Source organism: Actinobacillus suis ATCC 33415 (genome assembly GCF_000739435.1).
Taxonomy (GTDB): domain Bacteria; phylum Pseudomonadota; class Gammaproteobacteria; order Enterobacterales; family Pasteurellaceae; genus Actinobacillus; species Actinobacillus suis.
Genome location: NZ_CP009159.1, coordinates 1,631,513 through 1,646,419 on the forward strand (window position 1 = coordinate 1,631,513; position 14,907 = coordinate 1,646,419).

General features: G+C 39.8%; 11 protein-coding genes, 2 tRNA genes and 1 pseudogene. 3 read left to right on the plus strand and 11 right to left on the minus strand.

What is annotated here, in order from left to right:
• Nucleotides 1–5: 5 nt before the first annotated feature.
• Nucleotides 6–92 (minus strand) — tRNA-Leu (locus tag ASU1_RS07420).
• Between the two features lie 11 nt (nt 93–103).
• A tRNA-Gly gene (locus ASU1_RS07425) sits at nt 104–179 on the minus strand.
• 240 nt (nt 180–419) lie between these two features.
• Between ASU1_RS07425 and ASU1_RS07430 the strand changes: the two genes are divergently transcribed.
• Nucleotides 420–1,448, plus strand: a complete 1,029-nt coding sequence (locus ASU1_RS07430) for a YeeE/YedE family protein (protein WP_014992144.1) — start codon at nt 420–422, stop codon at nt 1,446–1,448.
• A gap of 22 nt (nt 1,449–1,470) precedes the next feature.
• Nucleotides 1,471–1,692 (plus strand): sulfurtransferase TusA family protein, encoded by a 222-nt coding sequence (locus ASU1_RS07435; protein ID WP_014992145.1) that lies wholly within the window; start codon nt 1,471–1,473, stop codon nt 1,690–1,692.
• 63 nt (nt 1,693–1,755) lie between these two features.
• On the opposite strand, the gene mfd is transcribed toward ASU1_RS07435, so the two are convergent.
• From mfd to ASU1_RS07450, 3 genes are all read right to left on the minus strand, one after another.
• Nucleotides 1,756–5,214, minus strand: coding sequence for a transcription-repair coupling factor (gene mfd / locus ASU1_RS07440; protein ID WP_039195762.1), 3,459 nt, complete (start codon nt 5,212–5,214; stop codon nt 1,756–1,758).
• A gap of 121 nt (nt 5,215–5,335) precedes the next feature.
• Nucleotides 5,336–6,346: a calcium-binding protein gene (locus tag ASU1_RS07445; RefSeq protein ID WP_014992147.1), complete on the minus strand. Its 1,011-nt coding sequence runs from the start codon at nt 6,344–6,346 to the stop codon at nt 5,336–5,338.
• A gap of 205 nt (nt 6,347–6,551) precedes the next feature.
• Nucleotides 6,552–8,057, minus strand: a complete 1,506-nt coding sequence (locus tag ASU1_RS07450) for a calcium-binding protein (protein ID WP_148303530.1) — start codon at nt 8,055–8,057, stop codon at nt 6,552–6,554.
• A 285-nt stretch (nt 8,058–8,342) separates the two neighbouring features.
• Here ASU1_RS07450 and pepN point away from each other — a divergent pair, with 285 nt between their 5' ends.
• Nucleotides 8,343–10,955, plus strand: coding sequence for an aminopeptidase N (pepN, locus tag ASU1_RS07455; protein WP_014992149.1), 2,613 nt, complete (start codon nt 8,343–8,345; stop codon nt 10,953–10,955).
• A 404-nt stretch (nt 10,956–11,359) separates the two neighbouring features.
• On the opposite strand, the pseudogene ASU1_RS11975 reads toward pepN, so the two are convergent.
• The 6 genes and pseudogenes from ASU1_RS11975 to tatA all read right to left on the minus strand — a co-directional run bounded on the left by ASU1_RS11975 (nt 11,360) and on the right by tatA (nt 14,877).
• Nucleotides 11,360–11,732, minus strand: a pseudogene (locus ASU1_RS11975) (transposase).
• Between the two features lie 81 nt (nt 11,733–11,813).
• Nucleotides 11,814–12,176, minus strand: a complete 363-nt coding sequence (locus tag ASU1_RS07465; protein WP_014992151.1) for a DUF4870 family protein — start codon at nt 12,174–12,176, stop codon at nt 11,814–11,816.
• A gap of 72 nt (nt 12,177–12,248) precedes the next feature.
• Nucleotides 12,249–13,268, minus strand: coding sequence for a porphobilinogen synthase (hemB, locus tag ASU1_RS07470; protein ID WP_014992152.1), 1,020 nt, complete (start codon nt 13,266–13,268; stop codon nt 12,249–12,251).
• A 60-nt stretch (nt 13,269–13,328) separates the two neighbouring features.
• Nucleotides 13,329–14,075, minus strand: coding sequence for a twin-arginine translocase subunit TatC (tatC, locus tag ASU1_RS07475; RefSeq protein ID WP_014992153.1), 747 nt, complete (start codon nt 14,073–14,075; stop codon nt 13,329–13,331).
• On the minus strand, nt 14,065–14,649 hold the full coding sequence (tatB, locus tag ASU1_RS07480; protein ID WP_014992154.1) for a Sec-independent protein translocase protein TatB: 585 nt from the start codon (nt 14,647–14,649) through the stop codon (nt 14,065–14,067). Before tatB ends, tatC begins: the two co-directional genes overlap by 11 nt.
• 3 nt (nt 14,650–14,652) lie before the next feature.
• Nucleotides 14,653–14,877: a Sec-independent protein translocase subunit TatA gene (gene tatA / locus ASU1_RS07485; RefSeq protein ID WP_014992155.1), complete on the minus strand. Its 225-nt coding sequence runs from the start codon at nt 14,875–14,877 to the stop codon at nt 14,653–14,655.
• Nucleotides 14,878–14,907: the final 30 nt, after the last annotated feature.

Consider the following 14,907-nt stretch of genomic DNA (forward strand, 5'->3'; position numbering starts at 1 on the left):
TAAAATGGTGCCCGAGGCCAGACTTGAACTGGCACGCCCCGAAAGGCGAGGGATTTTAAATCCCTTGCGTCTACCGATTCCGCCACTCGGGCTCATCTTAAAATGGAGCGGGAAACGAGGCTCGAACTCGCGACCCCGACCTTGGCAAGGTCGTGCTCTACCAACTGAGCTATTCCCGCAATAAAAACGCTACGTTATTGCGTAGCGATTTATGTGCCGTATTTTAGGGATTTTTGAAAAGTTGTCAAACACAAATTTCAAAAAAAGTTTCGTTAGGCGAAAAATCAATCCATTTGACGATTTTTTGCTATAAATCCGTTTATTATTCCAAAAAGCAATAAAGAAAACAGAATAGTTATTGGAATCCCAACTTCAATTTTCATAATAATGATTACACTTTATATTTGTACGAGGATCTTATGTTAATTTCTGGTCTATTTTGTGGTTTCCTACTTGGTTTCGTAATGCAACGTGGACGTTTCTGTATTACCGGTGCATTTAGAGATCTCTATGTCACTAAAAGCAAAAAGATGTTTATTGCATTATTAATTGCAATCAGCGTTCAGTCCATTGGCTTTTTTATCCTTCAAGAAGTCGGTTTTATTAATTTCCAACCGGCTGAGAATTTCTCACCGGTTGCGGTTATAAGCGGAGCTTTTCTCTTTGGTATCGGCATTATTCTGGCAGGCGGTTGTGCAACCGGTACTTGGTACCGTGCCGGTGAAGGATTAGTCGGTAGTTGGATTGCGTTAGCTACCTATATGCTATTTAGTGCAATACTGAGAACCGGCCCGTTAGGTTCATTTAACAATGAATTACGTAGTATAACTATCGAACATAAAACTATTTATGAAAGTTTTGGTATTTCTCCTTGGATTTTAGTCATTCTGATTGTTGGTATTACTGGATTTGCCGTCTTTCAGCAACTGCGCAAGCCCAAAACTAAAGTCGCGACACTCAAACCGAAAAAAACAGGCTTAGCCCACATTTTATTTGAAAAACGTTGGGATCCGTTTGTTACAGCTATCATCATCGGCATTATTGCGATTTTTGCTTGGATCTTTAGCGTACCGACAGGTCGTGAATTCGGTTTAGGTATTACCAGCCCTTCTGCAAATTTATTACAATTTTTAGTTACCGGAGAAAGCAAATTTATTAACTGGGGCGTATTACTGGTGTTAGGTATTTTAATTGGTTCTTTTATTGCGGCGAAAGGTGCAAATGAATTCAGAGTAAGGGTACCGGACAGTAAAACTGTGATTTATAGCGCAACTGGTGGGGTATTGATGGGAATCGGCGCTACACTTGCCGGAGGCTGCTCGATCGGTAATGGCTTAGTCGAAACCTCATTCTTTTCTTGGCAAGGTTGGGTATCGCTCCCAATGATGATTTTAGGCACTTGGGTGGCCGCCTACTTTACGATTATTAAACCGCGTGCAAACGCATAAACACTCTATAAGGAATAATAAAATGCAAGTAAAATTAGAAACATCCGGCTTAGTCTGCCCTTTCCCGCTTGTAGAAGCTAAAGATGCAATGGCGAAACTAAATAAAGGCGATGAACTTGTCATTGAATTTGACTGTACTCAAGCTACCGAAGCTATCCCCAACTGGGCAGCGGAAGAAGGTTATGACGTGACAGACTTCGAACAAATTGATGATGCGAAGTGGACGATTACTGTTGTGAAATAGCCAAAAGCAAGCGGTGACATTTTGCTAAAAATTTGCAAATTTTCACCGCTTGCCCTTAATGAATTAAACCAATTTTTCAATCAAAGCTGAAACAAATTCCAATCGTTCCGCATTGCTTGCAAGCGGTAAATTAAAGCGGAATTTTTGCGCGCCTTCAAATTTATAGACGTTCTTATCCGATTGAATCAGTTGTAAAAACTTCATCGGGTCAGGTTGTGCGCTCGGTTTAAATTCCAAATAGCCACCGTTAATCCCTGCATCAACTTTCTTCAAGCCGAGCGGTGTTGCCAAATGACGAAGCTGAGTAATTTGGAATAGATTTTTCGTTGCCTCCGGTAATACTCCGAAGCGGTCGATAAGTTCGACTTTCAAATCTTTCAATGCATCAACACTTTCTGCCGAAGCGATCCGTTTATAGAACGATAAACGCATATTCACATCCGGTACATAATCGTCTGGTAACAATGCCGGTATGCGTAATTCGATTTCTACCTGATTTTGAGTGATTTCTTCTAAAGTCGGTTCACGCCCTTCTTGCAACGCTTTTACTGCATTTTCAAGCAGATCCATATAGAGTGAGAAACCGATACTTTCAATCTGTCCGCTTTGTTCAGAGCCGAGCAATTCGCCCGCTCCACGGATTTCTAAATCGTGAGTCGCTAGCACAAATCCGGCACCAAGGTTATCAATCGAACTGAGCGCTTCCAAACGCTGTTGAGCGTCTTTGGTTAATGTTTTTGGCGGTGGTGTCAGCAAATAGGCGTAAGCCTGATGATGAGAACGTCCGACACGTCCACGTAACTGGTGCAGCTGTGCCAAGCCGAATTTATCCGCACGATCAATAATAATCGTGTTAGCGGTCGGCACGTCAATTCCCGTTTCGATAATGGTTGAGCAAACCAACAAATTAAAACGCTGATGATAAAAATCGCTCATCACACGTTCCAATTCACGTTCACGCATTTGTCCATGCCCAATCACAATCCGAGCTTCCGGCACCAATTCTGCTAATTTTGTCGCACAATTTTCAATCGTTGCCACATCATTGTGCAGGTAATACACTTGCCCACCACGCAGAATTTCACGCAGAATAGCTTCTCTCACAACCAGATCATCATGTTGGCGCACAAAGGTTTTAATTGTTAAACGACGTGCCGGCGGACTAGCGATAATAGAAAGATCTCGCATACCGTTTAACGCCATATTCAGCGTACGAGGAATCGGTGTTGCGGTGAGCGTAAGAATATCGACATTAGCTCGTAATTGTTTGATCTTCTCTTTCTGACGTACACCGAAGCGGTGTTCTTCGTCAATAATAAGTAAACCGAGATCACGGAATTGCACGTCTTCTTGTAGCAGTTTATGCGTGCCGACCAAAATATCCACTTTACCTTCCGCCACCTTTTCCAAAATCGCTTTTTGCTCTTTAGCGGTTTTAAAACGAGAAAGTACCTCAACATTAATCGGATAGTTTGCAAAACGATCTTTGAAATTCTCGAAATGTTGTTGTGCTAAAAGCGTAGTCGGCACAAGCACAGCAACCTGTTTATGATTTTCCACTGCTAAGAAAGTGGCACGCATTGCGACTTCGGTTTTACCGAAACCGACATCGCCACAGACAAGGCGATCCATTGCTTTTGGCAAGCACATATCGCTAATGACCGCATTGATTGCGGTTTTCTGGTCTTCAGTTTCTTCAAACGGGAAAGTGTGGCTAAATTGCATAAAACTGTCTCGATCGTAGGCAAACGCAAAGCCTTTTTGCGATTCTCGTTTCGCATACACATCAAGTAATTCCGCTGCAACATCGCGGATTTTCTCCGCTGCTTTTTGGCGTGTTTTCGCCCATGCTTCCGAACCAAGTTTATGTAGTGGCGCAGTTTCATCCGCCCCACCGATATAACGGGAAATCAGATGTAATGAAGCCACCGGTACATAGAGCTTCGCCTCGTTCGCATATTGCAATACAAGGTATTCAGCTTTAATACCGCCGGCATCCAGCACAGTTAGCCCCGCATAACGGCCAACACCGTTTTCTAAATGCACCACCGCTTGCCCAATTTTGAGTTCTGCAAGGTTACGAATGAGCGTATCCGGGTTGACTGTTTTACGATTTTTCTCCGAACGTTTTGTTTGAACTTTTTCGCCCAAGAAATCCGTTTCGCAAATAATTGCCAAATTTTGACCGCTTACATTTTCAATGATAAAGCCTTGATCAAGCGGTGAAATAATCAGTGAAATTTGCGAATCAATTTCCGCTAACGATTTAACCTGTTTCGGTTTGATTTTTAGCGGTGAAAGTAATTCAAGCAAGGTTTCTCGGCGACCTTCACTTTCTACTGAAAATAAAAGCTGCCCATCGAATTTACTACGGAATTTATTGAACGCATCAAACGGATCTTTTAACTGCGAATTAATCGCTAATTCCGGTAGCTTATCAATATTGGCGTTCTGTTTAGCTGCCGATTTTCTGACTTTTTCTGCACTTAGCGTCAAACGTGGATAAGCTTTTAAGCCACGATTGACTTCATCAACCGAGAACCATAATTTGTCCGGTGGCAGTAGCGGACGCATCGGATCAACGCGGCGACTTTCATAACGCTGAGCGGTATCTTTATGGAACTGCTCTGCTTTTTCTGCAATGCCGTCAAAGGTAATAAATAAGGTATTTTCCGCTAAATAATCAAATAGGCTCGCCATTTCTTCGAAGAATAGTGGCTGCCAATATTCAATCCCTGCGTTCAAAATCCCCTTACTGACTTGCTGATAAATATGCTCCGGTTCACGGCGGATCTCACCGAATTGTTCACGGAATTTGCTTCTAAAATGCTCGATCCCATTGCTATCGGTCGGGAACTCGTGTGCCGGCAGTAAATTAATTTCGTTGATTTCGGCTATTGTGCGTTGGCTATCCACATCAAAGGTGCGGATCGAATCGATTTCATCATCAAAAAAATCCAAACGGAACGGACTTTCCGCCCCCATAGGATAGAGGTCAAGCAATGCTCCACGCACCGCATATTCGCCGTATTCCAATACTTGTTCCACTGCTCGATAACCGGCATTTTCCAACTGTAAACGTAACGACTGAATTGAAAAGCGGTCACCTTTCTTAATCAATAATACATTATTGGCGAGATAGCTCGGCGGACAAACTTTCTGTAACAGCGTATTGATTGGCAATAGAAAAATCTGTTTATTACCTTGTTGCAAATGAAACAAGGCGGAAAGACGGGCGGAAATAATATCTTGATGCGGTGAAAAATTATCGTAAGGCAAGGTTTCCCAATCTGGAAAGACCGAAACCGGCAATTGGCTAAATTGCATTAAAGCCTTTTCAAGACGTAATGCGGTGCGGGTATCCGGTGTTACTACTACGCTTAAACCATTAAACTGCGCCGCAGCTTCCGCAATGGCTAAAGTATCTGAATGCCCAACTAAATTACCGAGCGTTTGATGATCTTGGAATTTGCCCCCTTCTTGCTGAGCAATTAAAGGCAGATTAAACTGAATAAATGACATAAGCGGTCGATTTTGTTGAAAAATTTGCAAATATTGTAGCCCAAAGCCTCATTTTTACAAAACCGATTAATAGATAAAAGGGGACTACAAGAGTCCCCTTTGTTAATGAATGTATATTAAATTAAGCGTAGAAGCTTACTTGCTCTTGTTGTACTTGTACTGGAGTGTATGAAACACAAATATCACAAGAACCATCAGTGTTATAAACTACGTCAACTGTTGCACTACCGTCTTTGAAATCGAATTGCTCAATTGAGTTTGCGCCGTCATTTAAGTAGTTAACTACTTCGATAAAGTTACCTTCATCCGTAGTATCTGTAATAAATAAGTTACTACCTTTAAGGCTGAATGTTACTTCCTCTGAATTTAAATCAGTGAATCGAATTAAATCAAAATCACTTTTCGCACCTTTGTCTGCAACAACATCGTGACCGAAATCACCGCTGAAGATATAAGTATCACTACCTACACCACCAGAAAGATAGTCGCCAGCACCAAGACCGCCTACTAAGATATCGTGGCCTTCGCCACCGAATAAATTATCGTGACCGCCGAAACCGTATAAAGTATCGTTACCAGCACCGCCATCAATCAGATCTTTCAACTCTGTACCGCAAAGCACATTATCACACTCATCGCCAAAAATTTCATTATCAGCTTCCCATGGTGGGGTTGGAGCATCATCTTCCGGACAACCACAGATTGGATCTTGTGGAACAGGTTCTTGAGGAACAGGCTCTTGAGGAACTGGCTCTTGTGGAACAGGTTCTTGAGGAACTGGCTCTTGAGGAACAGGTTCTTGTGGAACTGGCTCTTGAGGAACAGGTTCTTGAGGAACAGGTTCTTGTGGAACAGGTTCTTGAGGAACTGGTTCTTGAGGAATTGGCTCTTGTGGAATTGGTTGTTGTGGATCAAACGGACGTTGAGGATCAATTGGTTTTTGACCGAAATCAGGATCATCAAATTGAATTGGTTTTTGACCGAAATCCGGTTGTTGAACTTCTATTGGTTTTTGTTCAAAAATTGGTTGTTGACCAAAAGACGGTTTAAAAATAAATCTTCCATAAGAATGGAAAAAAGTATTAATAAATCCGCTAACACTAATGCTATGTGTGATTCGTGCTACATACATATAAATTTCTCCTAGTATAAATTAACTAATGCAAATTTAATTAAATTTGCAGCGAAATTATATACTAGACTTTATGCCATATTTTTTACCCACGGTAAATTTATATAAAAATAAATTTACAAAATAAAGAAAATAATTTAAACCAAATTCAATATGAATAAAATTTGAAACAAAAAATTAAATAACTTATCTTAAATATCATTAATCAAATTAGATTAATATTAATTTGATTATCAAATGAATTTTTATAATCAACCAAGATAGCTACTTGATAATCAATAAAAGTAAACTGTTCAATATAATTTTCTTGATTCGTTACATAATCAACAATCTCAACATAATTTCCTTCTCGAGTCATGTCAGTAAGCAATAAATTTGTACCATTCAAGTTAAAACTAACTTCATCAAGCTTCAAATCTTTAAATAGTAATATGTCTTTATCCGCAATATTTCCAAAATCAGCAATAACATCATAGCCAAACACCCCGCTAAAAATATAAGTATCGTGACCTAAATTACCGGAAAGGTAATCATCATCAGCTTCACCATTTAAAATATCATTTCCTTCTGCACCAAATAAATTGTCATGCGAGGTTCCGCCATAAAGTTCATCGTCACCAATACCGCCATCTAACATATCCTCTCCTGCTCCGCCATATAAGCTATCTTTTCCTGTTTGCCCATAGATTTCATCATTATCCTCATTACCATAAGCAATATCATCGCCTTCATCCAAGTAAACGTTATCATTACCTATACCTGCATATACATGGTCACTACCTGTTTCTCCATAAACAAAATCATCACCCGCTCCAGCCGTTACCATATCATCTCCGCTACCGGCATATAGCTCGTCATGCCCATTGCCACTGACTAAAATATCATTTCCTGCCTTAGCAAAAATACGAGCATCTTCATTATCCGAATGTAAGGTATCATTTACAGCCGTACCATAGATATAAAAAGAACCGCTGATATTTGTAATACTTTTATTATCAATAAAATAAGGTGCTAGCTCGCTAATCGCTTTATCATCAAATACAAGTTCTAATGATTGTGCTTCATCTAACGCATTAAAATAGGCATCAATCATTACCTGATCGGTTTCATTATCAAAAGCGCTAATTACTAAATCATTAGATACTCGCTCAAATTTCACATTTTTCGCTTTTCCCCCCTGAAAATGTAAAACCGAACTTTCTTCTAAAATATTGCCGTCAAATACCGTATCTTGGCCATCGCCTTTATTAAATATATAGGTGTCTTTCCCATATCCGCCTCTTAGGATGTCATTTCCTTGCAATCCAACCAAACTATCCATAAAAGGCGTTCCATTGATAATTTCATTATTTTCTGTGCCAATAATCTTTCCACTATCCGTTAAAGAAACTTGATTGGTATTTATTTTTTTATCTTGGTAAGTTAAAGAAAGGATTGTATAAGAAGAGAAATCTTGGATTTCTATTTGATCAGAACTATCCGGATAAGGTTTAATAGTGAGGATATTATTAGAGAGGTAATAACGAACTTGGCTAGAAATTGCATCAGGAAAAGTAATGTTTTTTATGACTCCTTTATCCTTTATCACATCCATTCCTCCGCCTCTAGTAAAAACATAATCGCTATAAAGTCCAGAAAGATAATCATTGCCAGCTGTTCCATAAACAGTTTCGCCATATTTCGCCTCAATAACATTTGTATATTCGCTCATAACTTACTCCTAATAACACAATTTAGATAAAACATATCTACTTGAATATATACCAATAATAAAACAAGAAGAAATACTAAATTTTCATTACAGATTTCGTTTACCATCTCTTTTAACTTTAACCGTTCAGTAAAATCAACTAGCGTTTCTTTTATGCAGGAAAAGCATATAGAAATAGATTGAAGATAAGCGGTGAGATTCTTTGGAAAATTTGCAAGCTTTTAGTAGAATATATGCGCATTTCTTCGGTGAGTACACCCTGCCAAATAAATTAAGGAAAACATCATGCAACCTAAAGCAAAATATAGAAAAGATTATCGAGCACCAGATTTTACAATTACAGATATCTCTCTTGATTTTCAACTTGATCCAGACAGAACCTTTGTTACTTCAACTTTATCCGTAGAACGTAAAACAGCAGGAGCCTCTCACCTACGCTTAGATGGACATAGTTTTGATTTCCTTTCCCTCAAGCTGAATGGCGCTTCTTACTCTAATTTCGAAAAAGATGATGAATCTCTAACTATTGATGTTAGTCATATCACTGAAGATAAATTCGAGTTACAAATTGAAACCGGTTTAAATCCTGCGCAAAACACTTCTCTACAAGGCTTATACCAATCTGGTGACGGTATCTGTACCCAATGTGAAGCGGAAGGATTCCGTCAAATTACCTATATGTTGGATCGTCCGGACGTACTTGCAAAATATCGTACAAAAATTACCGCTTCTAAAGCGAAATATCCGTTCTTACTTTCTAACGGTAATCGCATTGCACAAGGCGATTTGGAAGACGGCCGCCATTGGGTCGAATGGGAAGACCCGTTCTTTAAACCAAGCTATTTATTTGCATTGGTTGCCGGTGATTTTGATCTGTTACAAGATAAATTTACTACTAAAAGCGGTCGTGAAGTGGCATTAGAGATCTATGTCGATCGTGGCAATTTAGATCGTGCCGGTTGGGCGATGGAAAGTTTAAAACGCTCAATGAAATGGGATGAAGATCGCTTCGGTTTAGAATACGATTTGGATATCTATATGATTGTAGCGGTTGATTTCTTCAATATGGGCGCAATGGAAAACAAAGGCTTAAATGTTTTCAACTCTAAATTTGTACTGGCAAAACCGGAAACTGCGACCGATACCGACTATCTAGATATTGAAAGCGTGATTGCACACGAATATTTCCATAATTGGACCGGTAACCGCATTACTTGCCGAGATTGGTTCCAATTAAGCCTTAAAGAAGGCCTAACCGTTTTCCGTGATCAAGAATTTACCTCGGATTTATGGTCTCGTCCGGCAAAACGTATTGAAGACGTACGTTTATTGCGTGCAGTACAATTTGCCGAAGATGCTAGCCCGATGGCACACCCGATTCGTCCGGAAAAAGTGATTGAAATGAATAACTTCTATACTGTTACCCTCTATGAAAAAGGCGCGGAAGTGATTCGTATGATTCATACTTTATTGGGCGAAGAAAAATTCCAAAAAGGGATGCAATTATATGTTGCAGAAAATGACGGTTCTGCGGCAACTTGCGAGGATTTCGTATCAGCAATGGAACGTGCTTCTGGTGTTGATTTAACCCAGTTCCGCCGTTGGTATAGCCAATCCGGTACGCCTGAGCTTAGCGTGAGTGATGAATATGATGAAATGCACCATGTCTATCGTTTGCACGTGTCACAGCATACGCCGGCAACTGCGGATCAATTAGAAAAAGTAAACTTGCATATTCCATTAAAAATTGAGTTGTATGGCGAACAAAGCGGAGAACCAATTGCACTTCAATTTGAAGGTACAGAACAGCATAACGTCTTGAATGTATTGCAAGAGCATCAAACATTTGAATTCCATAATGTGATGCACAAGCCGGTGCCAGCATTGCTATGTGATTTCTCTGCGCCGGTACGTTTAGATTATAACTATACCAATGAGCAATTAATTACATTACTTAAATTCGCACAAAACGATTTTGTACGTTGGGATGCAGCACAAACCTTATTCAATAACGAGCTTCGTGCTAATTTGTCTCGCTATCAATCCGGTGAAGCATTAGCATTTTCTGAGGAGTTAACTGAGGCACTTATCTATGTACTTGATAATGCAGATAAAGATGTAGAGCTAACCGCATTAATGCTGACGTTACCGAAAGAAACCGAGTTTGCCGAATTATTTAAAGTCATTGATCCGAACGGTATCACTATCGTACGAGAATTTATGCTAAAAACGATTGCGGAAATATTACGTAATCGTTTACATGAAATTTATGTTCGCCATAAATGCGGTACTTACCAAGTTGTAGCGGAGGATATGTCTAAACGCGCATTACGTAACGTATGTTTATCTTACTTAGCCTTTACGGATTTAGGTAACTCACTTACTTATAATCACTATAAACAAGCGGATAATATGACTGATACGCTCGCTGCACTTTCCGCTGCAACCAAGGCACAATTGCCGTGCAGAGATCAATTGTTAGCAGATTTTGAAGAGAAATGGCACCATGATGGCTTAGTAATGGATAAATGGTTTATGCTCCAAGCAACTCGTCCTGATGACAATGTACTTGAGATCGTGCAAAGCTTATTAAATCACCGTAGTTTTAACTTCAATAACCCAAATAGACTGCGTTCATTGGTCGGAGCATTTTGTGGTCAGACCCCGAAAGCATTCCATGCAATTGATGGTTCTGGCTATCGTTTCCTTGTCGATATTTTAATTAAATTAAATGAAACCAACCCACAAGTTGCTGCACGTTTAATTGAGCCTTTGATTAAATTATCACGTTACGACAATCAACGCCAAACCTTGATGAGACGTGGCTTAGAGCGATTAAAAGGACTAGATAATTTAGCGAGAGATCTGTTTGAAAAAATTGAAAAGGCACTACATTAATATTATTAATTGCATGCTATATAATTAGATTAAAATTTATAATGAAGGTGGTTGTATGCTTATTATTTACTAAAAAGAAAGACTATATTTGTGCTAAGGGTATTTTCAAATTCTTTTTTTGGGATATAATGGCCTTACTTTAAAAAAAATGAACATGCGTTCATAAATGTTCGAAGCTTGAGTTAATTGATGCAGGAAGCGGAAGTTGATTTAAGTGTTTTTAAAGTAACCTTACATACATACAATACTTCTAATAAAAGCTTAATTCGACCGAATTAAGCTTTTTTATTTGTAGAGAATAACGAACTAAAAATGATCTGCCCTCCCAAAAAGTCAGACTGTTTATTCACTTAAATACTGGACTCAGTATTATGCCGAGCTCGCCCCTTGTAAATCCAACTTAATCATTTTTTAGTTGTAATACACCAAATATTCTTCAATTTCTGCTGTTGTTCTTGACAGTCGAGTTCCTCCAGCTTTTTTAAGTAAGCAATCTCCGCTCGAGTAAGTGTAAGCTCACGTTGTAACTTTTTAAATGCTTGAGGCGAAAGGTCGGTAGGCTCAGGTACATCAATCCCTTGCTTTTTCGCTTTTCAGCAGTTGAAGTGGCGAACAAGGTGATTTTCCCCCTTCTAAACCCCTTTCACGAAAGGCTTTTAGCTAATTAATCACAAGTGAATGGAAAATCTGATGAAGTTTAGCTATTTCACGGATACCAAAGCCCTGTTCGATGATGAGTTTGATAATTTCTAAACGAAATTGATAAGAATAAGACATAATCTGCACCTCAAGTTAAATGTCCAAGTTTTGGGGTGCAGATCAACAAGCGGTCAAATTTGACCGCTTTTTTGCAATTCGCTACATAAACCAACCGGTTGGCGTTACCGATTTGTTATCAAATAATTTTACCGCACCGTAGATAACGCGGAAAATATACCAAATCCCAATCGCCCAAATCACCAACACGCCAATGCCGATTAGCGACAGGACAATCCCTAAAATAGTACCGACTAGCGTTCCCCAGAAAGTACGAATCAAGAAGCACATATGATCGTAATAAGCTGTGCCTTGCATATCTGCACGCTTGATATACGCCAAGATTACACCTGCAATCGCCGGTAAGCCGCCGAAAATAACGCCTAAGCCGAATAAACCGTATGTGATATACATCACGGTACGTAATGAATCATTAGACGGTTGAAGAGAAAATTGTTCGTTCATTTATATCTCCTAAAAAAGTAACGGTTAGACTGAAGCATTTGCAAAAAATTCCTCAAATCTAACCGCTTGTGATTATTGGTGATTATCTTCGTATAACCACTTCGCCACCGTTTTAGCGAAATAGGTTAAGATACCATCCGCTCCCGCACGTTTGAAGCAAAGCAAACCTTCCATTACACACTCACGTTCTTTTAGCCAACCATTCTGAATCGCCGCCATATGCATTGCGTATTCACCAGACACTTGGTAAGCAAAAGTTGGTACGCCAAAGTTTTCTTTTACACGCCATACCATATCCAAATAAGGCATCCCCGGTTTTACCATCACCATATCCGCCCCTTCTTGAATATCCATTGCTACTTCGTGTAAACCTTCGTTCGCATTCGCCGGATCAACTTGATAAGTAAATTTATTACCGCCCTTTAAATTGCCAGCCGAACCGACCGCATCACGGAACGGGCCGTAATAATTTGAGGCATATTTAGCCGAATACGCCATAATTTGCGTATTGATTAAGCCTTTCGCTTCAAGTGCTTCACGAATTTTACCGATACGACCGTCCATCATATCGCTTGGTGCAACAATATCCGCCCCCGCTTCTGCGTGAGAAAGCGCTTGTTTTACTAATACTTCGGTTGTGATGTCATTCAGCACATAGCCTTCTTCATCAATAATGCCGTCTTGACCGTGTGTCGTGAACGGATCTAACGCTACATCGGTCATCACGCCTAATTCAGGATAAGCCGCTTTTAATGCACGCACAGCACGTTGTGCCAAACCTTCCGGATTGTATGCTTCTTCCGCCATCAATGATTTTTTCGCATCACCCACTACCGGAAATAGAGCAATTAGCGGCACACCATATTTCACTAACTCACCTGCTTCAATTAAAAGCTGATCAATCGTCAAGCGTTCCACGCCCGGCATTGATGGCACTTTTACTCGCTGATTTTCACCTTCAATCACAAATACCGGATAGATTAAATCGCTGGCAGTCAATTGACTTTCCGCCACTAAACGGCGACTGAAATCGTGTTTACGTAAGCGACGCATACGACGAGTGGGAAACGAAGTGTTAAGATATTGAGCCATAATTTCTTCCTAATTTTGCAAAATTTAATAAAAAATAACCCGCTTGTGAGCGGGTTTAGATTAATTAGCGATAGTTTCCTCTTGCTCATCTCTCGGTCTATAGAACTTCGAGAAAAACAGCCCGACTTCAAATAGCAAACACATAGGGATAGCTAAAAGTGTCTGAGAGAAAATATCCGGTGGTGTTAACAGCATACCGATCACAAATGCCGCCACAATAATGTAAGGGCGCTTTTCACGTAGTTCATTGGCAGAAGTTACCCCAGACCAACAAAGTAAAATAATTGCGACCGGTACCTCAAAACAAATACCGAATGCTAAGAAAATAGTAAGTACGAAATCTAAATAGCTACTGATATCGGTTGCCATTTGCACCCCTTCCGGAGCGGTACTGGTTAAGAAACCGAATACCAATGGGAACACGACATAGTAAGCAAATGCGACACCTAAATAGAATAATAATGTACTTGAAACCAATAACGGGTAAATTAATCGTTTCTCATGCTTATATAATGCAGGAGCAACAAATGCCCAAATTTGGTAAAGAATAAAGGGAACCGATAAAAATACCGCTACAACACCAGTCAACTTAATCGGGGTAAAAAACGGTGTAGCAACATTGGTTGCAATCATGGTCGCCCCAGCCGGTAAATTTTCCGTTAACGGTGTGGCAAGCAAAGTATAAATATCATTTGCCCAATAAACTAAAGCACAAAAAACCACAAGCACACAAATAAAGCTACGGAGCAAGCGGTTTCTTAATTCAACAAGGTGACTAATCAGAGGTTGAGATTGTTCAACTGACATTCTGTTTATCCTGTTGTTGTGATACTGATGAACTTGGCGTTGCCAGATCATCGTCAGGCGGATAATATGCGGTGAATTGCGATTCATCCAATTCAGCTTGCTCTGCGATCTCTGCCGGAGATAACTCCGCCGTTTCTGTCACAGATTCATCCTCAACAAGCGGTTGATTTTCCGGATTTTCTTGCGATTCCGACACGGCAATTTGCTGTTCTTCTTGCTCAATTTTTGCTTGAATTTCAGCGACTTGCTCATCGGTTAATTTGGTAATTTCCCCTTTTGCTGAAGCGAGATCAGCCTGCATTTGTTGCGCAGATTGTTTTAAATCTTCCACCGTTTTGCTCAATTCGGGCGAAAGCGAACTTAAATTTAACGCTTCTGCTTTTTTAATACTTTCTTGCAGCTCTTGTAATTTGAGTTCTTGCGCTAATTCATTCTGCACGTTTGCGGCTAATCCACGAATTGTACGAACCCAGCCCATCACAGTACGAATAGCAACGGGTAAACGTTGCGGGCCCAGAACAACCAGCCCCACAACGAAAATAAGTACTAATTCAGAAAAACCTATATCAAACACAATCTATGCCTGCTCTTTTTCTTTTGCTTTTTGTTCGGTAGCTGCAGCTTCTTTTGCTTCTACTTTCTCAAAACTCGCATCTTGTGGTTTTTCATCTGCCATTGCTTTTTTAAAGCCTTTTACAGATTCACCTAAATCCGTACCTAACGTACGTAATTTTTTTGTACCAAATAATAAAACGATAATTGCTACAATAATAAGTAATTGCCAAATGCTGATACCACCCATAAAGGTTCCTCTTTTTGTTTTAAGTTTAAG